A 7,253-nucleotide genomic window follows, 5' to 3' on the forward strand; every position below is an offset into this window, starting at 1 on the left:
CGCGTGCGCGGCGACGGTCGCCCAGGTACGGCCGGCGAACCCGACGATGACGGCCGCGCCCGCCGCGCCCAGCACCGTGGCGACGACGAGTTCGCGGCGGCCGGTCACCGGGGGCGCTCGCCCACGACGGGCTCGAGGACGTCGGCGTCCCAACAGGTGCGGTCGCCGGTGTGGCACGCGGCGCCGATCTGGTCGACCTTGACGAGGATGGCGTCGCCGTCGCAGTCGAGCGCGACCTCCTTGACCCACTGCTGGTGGCCGGAGGACTCGCCCTTCACCCAGTATTCCCGCCGGCTGCGCGACCAGTACGTGGCGCGGCCGGTGGTCAGCGTGCGGTGCAGTGCCTCGTCGTCCATCCAGGCGAGCATGAGCACCTCGCCGGTGTCGTACTGCTGGGCGATGGCGGGGACGAGACCGTCGGAGTTCCGCTTGAGACGGTCAGCGATCTTGGGGTCCAAGGACATGACATCCATTGTGCCGGTTCATCGCGGGGCAACGTCGCTGGGGTGCGCGAACGCGAGATCACCGGCTGCCGTGGCGAACGCCGGGGACTCCCGAACACCGCCAGAACACCAGATAATTCCTTACCGAAAATTCAGGAAGGCGGGCAGAAAATGAAGAGGCCCGCGCCGAGAACGGCACGGACCCCAACGGGTGGATGTCGGCGAACTACAGCGGGCGGACCTGGTCCGCCTGCGGGCCGCGGTCGCCTTGGACGACCTCGAACTCCACACGCTGATTGTCCTCGAGCGAACGGAAGCCGGAGGTGGCGATCGCCGAGTAGTGCACGAAGACGTCCGGACCACCGCCGTCAATGGCGATGAAGCCGAAGCCCTTGTCGGCGTTGAACCACTTCACGGTGCCCTGCGCCATGCCTTACTCCTTGTGGGACAAACAGACCCACACTTCATGGGCCACTTAACGGTTGCTGCGGAAGCTCGTGTGTCCCCAGAAGCAGAACACGCCCGCTAGTCATCGGTCCGCGGGCGTTTGGCAAACGAACGCTGGAACTACGACTACAACCGCTGGGGAGCCTACCAACATCACGGCCCTCTCACACATGGCCGAGCGAAAATCGGCTTTTCGCCATCTCCCCCTACCCGGGAAACCGGCCGCTCACCAGTCTCGATTTATATATCCGCAAATAGTTTTTTCACCGCTGGGCGACTGTCCGCAGGTCAGGAGCGGAGCTGGGCCGCCCATGAGGCGTACAGCTCGGCGTACCGGCCCGGCCGCTCGGCGAGCTCCGCGTGCGAGCCCCGCTGCACGATGCGGCCCTGGTCGAACACGATGACCTCGTCGGCGGCCTCGGCCGTGGAGAGCCGGTGGGCGATGGAGATGGCGGTACGGCCGCGGGTGATGCCCTCCAGGGCCCGCTGGAGCCGTACCTCCGTGGCCGGGTCGACCGCGGAGGTCGCCTCGTCGAGCACCAGCAGGTCGGGGTCGGCGAGGTAGGCGCGGGCCAGGGCGACGAGCTGCCGTTCGCCGGCCGACAGCGACTCCCCACGCTGCCCGACGGCGCTGGCGAGCCCGTCGGGCAGGCCCTCCAGCCAGTCGGCCAGGCCGAGTTCGGTGAGCGCGAGCCGGACGTCCTCGTCGGTGGCGCCGGGCCGCCCGTACCGGATGTTGTCCGCGAGCGTGGCGTCGAACAGGTACCCGTCCTGCGGCACCATCACGATCCGCTCGCGCAGCGAGGAGAATCGCACCTCGGGCAGCGGCACTCCGTCGATGCGCACGCGTCCCGACGTGGGGTCCATCAGGCGGGTCAGCAGCTTGGCGAACGTCGTCTTGCCCGAGCCCGTCTCGCCCACGATCGCGACTCTCGCCCGCGGCGCGATGCGCGCGGACACCTCGTGCAGCACGGTGGGGCCGCCCGGATAGGCGAAGGAGACGTCCTCGAAGGCCACCTCGATCGCGCCGCGCGGCAGCTCCACGCCGTCCTCGCCGGGGTCGGCCACGTCCGGCTCGGTGTCGAGGACGTCGAGGACGCGCCGCCAGCCGGCGATGGCGTTCTGCGCGTCGGTGAGCACCTCGGTGGCCACCTGCATGGGGCTGACGAAGAGAGTGACGAGGAACAGGAACGCGACGAGACGGCCGGCGGTCAGGTGGCCGCCGACGCCCATCACCGTGCCCGCCACGACCACGGCGGCCGTCGCGAGCGCGGCGACCAGCTCGGTCGAGGGGAACGTCGCGGCGACGAGGGTCTGGGCCCGGGTCTGGGCGTCGCGGTAGGAGTCGACGGACGCGTCGATGCGGCGGGCGGTGCGCTCCTCCGCGCCGTACGCGCGGATCACCGCGGCGCCGACGACCGACTCGCCGACGGCCGACAGCATCTCGCCGACCTGCTCGCGTACGGCGCCGTACGCCCGTGACAGCCAGCGCTGGAAGTGCCGCAGCGTGAACGCCAGCGGCAGGAACACCACCCACACGAGCAGCGCCAGCGGCCAGGAGTAGATCAGCATGAGCACGCTGGCCACCACGAGCTGCCCGCCCGCGATGATGATCATCAGTCCGCCGTACTGCATGAACTGGCTGATCTGGTCGACGTCGGTGGTCACGCGGGAGACCAGGCCGCCGCGCCGCTCCGCGCTCTGGGTGAGCATCGACAGGTCGTGGACGTGCCGGAACGCGCGGACGCGCAGGGCCGCCAGGCCGCTCTCGCTGGTCTGGTAGAGACGGACGTTCATCCGGTACGCCGCGACCGCGGTGATGAGGACGGCGGCGCCGCAGACCAGCACGGCGGTACGGATGAAGCCGATGTCGGGGCCGCCAGGCGAGCTCAGCCCCCGGTCGAGCGTCTGCTGGACGGCCACCGGCACGACGACGCGCCCGACGGTGGCGACGAGCGCGAGCGCCAGCGTCACGCCGATCCCCCGGTGGAACTCCGGGGTCAGGCGCAGGCCCGTACGCAGCGTGGCCAGGCCGGACGTCCGGCCCGTCCCGATGCCGGGCCCGCCCCGGCGGTTCGTCCCCGCCTCGGCGCCTTCCTCTGTCTTCGTGTCCACCGCCGTCACGCGGGCACCCCTTCGCTCTCGTCGTCCTCGTCCCGTTCGTAGGCGGTGACGAGGTTGCGGTACCCCTCGGAGCGTTCGAGCAGCTCCGCGTGCGGGCCCTGGCCGGCGACCCGGCCGCGTTCGAGATAGATGACCTCGTCGGCGAGCTCGATCGTCGCCTTGCGGTACGCCACGACGACCACGGTCGCCTCCGCGTCGCGCAGGCCGCTGAGGATGCGCGCCTCGACCTGCGGATCCACGCTGGAGGTCGCGTCGTCGAGGATCAGCAGGCGGGGCCGGCGTACGAGGGCGCGGGCCAGGGCCAGGCGCTGCCGCTGTCCGCCGGACAGGGTCGCGCCCCGCTCCCCCACCCGCGTGGCGAGGCCGTCCTCCAGCGCCGAGACGAAGCCGTCGGCCTGGGCGAGCCGCAGTGCCTCCCACACGTCCGCGTCCGGCACGTCGAGGCCGAGCGTGACGTTGCCGCGCACGGTGTCGTCGAACAGGTAGGTCTGCTGCGGGACCATCGCGATCGTACGCGCGAGGCCGCCGCGCTCGACGTCGCGCACGTCGACGCCGTCGAGGAGCACGTCGCCGCTCGCCGGGTCGACGAGCCGTACGAGCAGGTTCGTGAGGGTGGACTTGCCCGAGCCGGTGGGGCCCACCAGGGCGATGGTGTGACCCGGCTCGGCGGTGAGGGCCACGTCGTGCAGGACGTCGCCGTCGGTGTAGCCGAACCGGATGGCGCGCACCTCGAGGCGCGCCGGGCCGTCGCCGGCCGGCGACCGGTCGCCGTAGGTGAGCTCGCCGGTGGCGTCGAGGACGCCGCGGACGCGGTCCCAGCCGACGACGCTGCGGGGCACCTCGGCGAGCACCCAGCCGAGCGCGCGGATCGGGAAGGCCAGCAGCGTGAACAGGTACGCCACGTGCACGAGGTCGCCGGCGTTGATGTCGCCGGCGCGCAGGCGGATCGAGCCGACGAGCAGGACGGCGAGCACGCCGAGGTTGGGCAGCGCCTCCAGGATCGGGTCGAACAGCCCTCGCACGCGGCCGACCGCCACGTTGGCGTCGCGCAGTTCGCCGGCGACCGCGGCGAACCGCTCGGTCTCGTCGGCCTCGCGGCCGAGGGTCTTGACGACGAGGGCGCCGTCGAAGCTCTCGTGCGCGACCTCGCTGACCTCCGCGCGCAACTGCTGTGCCCGTGCCGCGATCGGCGCGAGACGCCGCTGGTAGATGACGTTGAGCCCGGCGATCGCCGGGAAGACGAGGAAGCCGACGATGGCGACCATGACGTCGGTCGCGAGGATCTCGATCGCGGCGATGAGGAGCATGAGGACGACGCCGGTGGCCATCGGCAGGGGCGCGATCGGCGCCCAGGCGGCCTCCACGTCGGCGTTGGCGTTGGACAGCAGCTGCCCGGTGGGGTGGCGGTGGTGCCAGGCGAGGGGCAGGCGAAGGTACTGGCGGGTGACGGCCCGGCGGTAGGTCGCCTGCATGTTGTACTGCATCATCCCGGCGAACAGGCGCCGTCCGGCGACGCCGAGGGCCTTCAGCGCGGCCACGCCGGTGATGGCGAGGGCACCGAGCGCCAGCACTCCGGCGGTGGTGTGGCCATGGTCGAAGGCCGGCAGCACGACCTTCTCGGTGACGCGGCCGAGGACCCAGGCGCTGCCGACGGTCATGGCGGCGTACAGGCCGCTGAAGACGACGGCGAGGACGAAGAGAAAGGGCTCGGCCCGGACGGCGACTCCCAGCACCCGCATCCCCTTGCGCAGGATGTCGGATGTCACCTTTTGCGGCATCAAATCCCCTCTCACAGCTTGTAACGGGGCCGATAAGACCTATCACGCGAAACCGCTTGGTTATTCCGCTGCCGGACGACGAGGCCTACGATCACGAGGGTGGCGAACCAGAACTGGGCACGTGCCGAGCGCGAAGCGCTGTGCGACCTGCTGGCCGAGACCGGCCCGGACGCCCCGACGCTCTGTGAGGGCTGGACCACCGGCGACCTGGCGGCCCACCTGCTGTTGCGCGACCGCCGCCCGGACGCGGCGCCGGGCATCATGGTGCCGCTCCTGGCCGGGTACACCGAACGGGTGCAGCGGCGCATCGCCGCCGAGACACCCTTCCCCCGGCTGATCGGCCTGCTCCGCCAGGGACCGCCGGTCTGGTCGCCGATGGGCCTGCCGGGGGTCGAGGGCGTGGCCAACACGGTCGAGTTCTTCATCCATCACGAGGATGTGCGCCGGGCGCGGCCCGAGTGGGAGCCCCGTGAGCTGCCCGCCGCCCTGGAGGACCAGCTGTGGCGGCGGCTGTCGATGGGCCGCTTCCTCCTACGGCGGGTCCCGGTCCAGGTCACCCTGGCCGAGCCGGACGGGCGCACGCAGCGCCTGACCAAGAACGGCAAGCAGGCCCGCGTCCGCGGCCTGCCGAGCGAGCTGACGCTGTGGACGGCGGGCCGCGGAAAGGCCGCGCGGGTCGAACTGACCGGCGAGGCCGAGGCCGTGAACGTGCTGTCGCAGTCGCGCTGGCGGATGTGACCGCCTTCGCGTAGCCGGGGCCGGCCACGCGGCCGGGCCCCGGCGCTACGACGGGACCTGACCGAGCCAGAGACGGCCCGCCGAGCCGTCCACCGGCGGATATGACCGCCCCCACGCAGCGGGGGCAGGTCACGCCGTCGGGTCGCGGCGCCATGGCGGGACCCTGTCCAGGCCACCCTGACCGAGCCAAGAGACGCGAACGCCGCACTGCATACGCGGATGCGTGACGCGGCGCAGGAGGCGGTCCGGGCGTTCCTCGGCGCCTGAGCGCACAGCATCCGGCCAAGGCCCGCCTCCACGGTCTGCCGAGCCGTCCACCGGCGGATATGACCGCCGCCGCGCAGCGGCGCCGGTCACACCGTCGGACCCCGGCGCCACGACGGAACCGAGCCAGGACACGCGCACAGCACCCGACCAGCGCCCGCCTCCACGACCCGCCGAACCGTCCACCGGCGGATATGACCGCCGCCGCGCAGCGGCGCCGGTCACACCGTCGGACCCCGGCGCCACGACGGAACCCCGCCCCGACCGCACACGGCACCCCGACCAGCGCCCGCAGGGCCGTCCCTGGACGGGTGACGGCGGAGGTGACCGGTCCCGCGTGAAGGGCCGGTCACATCTCGGTCACGCGGTGACGGCCTCGCGGTCGGGTTCTGGCGTGGGTGACGGCTGTGGGGAGCGCACCAGCAGCAGGACGATGACGCCCGCCGCCAGGCCCAGCCCGGCCGAGACCGCGTAGACCGTGTTCAGGCCGGAGGCCGCGGCGGAACGCACGATCGGCAGGTGCGGCGCCCGTCCGCCGCCGACCGCGCCGGCCATGCCGTGCGGGTCGGGCACATGGCCGGTGAGGACGTGCTCGACGCGCGTTCGCATGAGGACGCCCAGCACCGCGACGCCGAGGGCGTACCCGAGCTGACGCGAGGTGTTCAGGGCGCCTCCGGCCATGCCGCCGCGCTCGTGCGGGGCCGCCGCCATCGCCGCCGACGACAGCGACGGGATCGCCAGGCCCACGCCGACGCCGCCGACCACCAGGCCCGGCGTGATCGCGGTCCAGGTGGATCCGGCGGACAGCACGCCCTGCAGGCCCGCCCCGGCTCCGATCAGCAGCAGGCCGATCCCGATGGTCAGGCGCGGCGGGACGCGGTGCAGGACCCGCGCGCCGGCGGCGGAGACGACGAACGACGTCGCCGCCATGGGCACGACCGCCAGCCCGGCCTTCACCGGACCGAGACCCAGGACGGCCTGGAGCCAGACCGAGGTGAAGGCCAGGCAGGCGAACGCCGAGGCCATCAGCAGCGCACCGCCGAGCATGATCGCGCGGAAGGAGGGGATGCGGAACAGCGCCAGGTCCAGCAGCGGACGGCGGGCCCGCCGTTCGACGGCGACGAAGACGACCAGAGCCAGGGCGGCCAGGCCGAACATCAGCAGCGGGACCGCGGCGCCGAACCCGTCGCCGCCCGCGCGGATCAGCCCGTAGGTCAGCGCGCCCGCGCAGACCGTGAACGAGCACAGGCCGCCCACGTCCGGCCGCGCCCCGGGCGTGCGTCCGGTCTCACGGACGCAGGCGAGCGTGAGGGCGACGGTCACGGCGGTGACCGGCAGGTTGACCAGAAAGATCGACCGCCAGCCCACGTGCTCGGTGAGCAGGCCGCCGAGGACCGGGCCGCCGGCCGCGGCGGCGCCGTTGACCGCGCCCCACACGCCGAAGGCCACGCCGCGGTCC

The 7,253-nt window shown here is 72.6% G+C and carries 5 protein-coding genes; 1 reads left to right on the forward strand and 4 read right to left on the reverse strand.

The features are described 5' to 3' along the window. Window positions 1-104 precede the first annotated feature (104 nt). The 3 genes from hisI to ACFFNX_RS39720 all read right to left on the reverse strand — a co-directional run bounded on the left by hisI (window position 105) and on the right by ACFFNX_RS39720 (window position 4,826). Window positions 105-473, reverse strand: coding sequence for a phosphoribosyl-AMP cyclohydrolase (hisI, locus tag ACFFNX_RS39710; protein ID WP_378211311.1), 369 nt, complete (start codon window positions 471-473; stop codon window positions 105-107). A gap of 196 nt (window positions 474-669) precedes the next feature. Then, window positions 670-873, reverse strand: coding sequence for a cold-shock protein (locus ACFFNX_RS39715; protein ID WP_285566422.1), 204 nt, complete (start codon window positions 871-873; stop codon window positions 670-672). A gap of 305 nt (window positions 874-1,178) precedes the next feature. Next, window positions 1,179-4,826 (reverse strand): ABC transporter transmembrane domain-containing protein, encoded by a 3,648-nt coding sequence (locus ACFFNX_RS39720; RefSeq protein ID WP_378211315.1) that lies wholly within the window; start codon window positions 4,824-4,826, stop codon window positions 1,179-1,181. 65 nt (window positions 4,827-4,891) lie between these two features. Here ACFFNX_RS39720 and ACFFNX_RS39725 point away from each other — a divergent pair, with 65 nt between their 5' ends. After that, complete coding sequence (locus tag ACFFNX_RS39725; RefSeq protein ID WP_378211313.1) at window positions 4,892-5,530, forward strand: TIGR03085 family metal-binding protein; 639 nt, start codon at window positions 4,892-4,894, stop codon at window positions 5,528-5,530. 624 nt (window positions 5,531-6,154) lie between these two features. Here ACFFNX_RS39725 and ACFFNX_RS39730 read toward each other — a convergent pair. After that, on the reverse strand, window positions 6,155-7,253 hold a 1,099-nt coding region (locus ACFFNX_RS39730), incomplete at its 5' end, for an MFS transporter (protein WP_378211314.1).

The sequence above is a fragment of the Actinoallomurus acaciae genome (assembly GCF_042429965.1).
GTDB lineage: Bacteria > Actinomycetota > Actinomycetes > Streptosporangiales > Streptosporangiaceae > Actinoallomurus > Actinoallomurus acaciae.

Excerpts from the sequence above, each read along its gene's own strand:
- ACFFNX_RS39715 (WP_285566422.1), bottom strand. The coding sequence starts at position 873 with ATGGCGCAGGGCACCGTGAAGTGGTTCAACGCCGACAAGGGCTTCGGC.
- hisI (WP_378211311.1), bottom strand. The coding sequence starts at position 473 with ATGGATGTCATGTCCTTGGACCCCAAGATCGCTGACCGTCTCAAGCGG.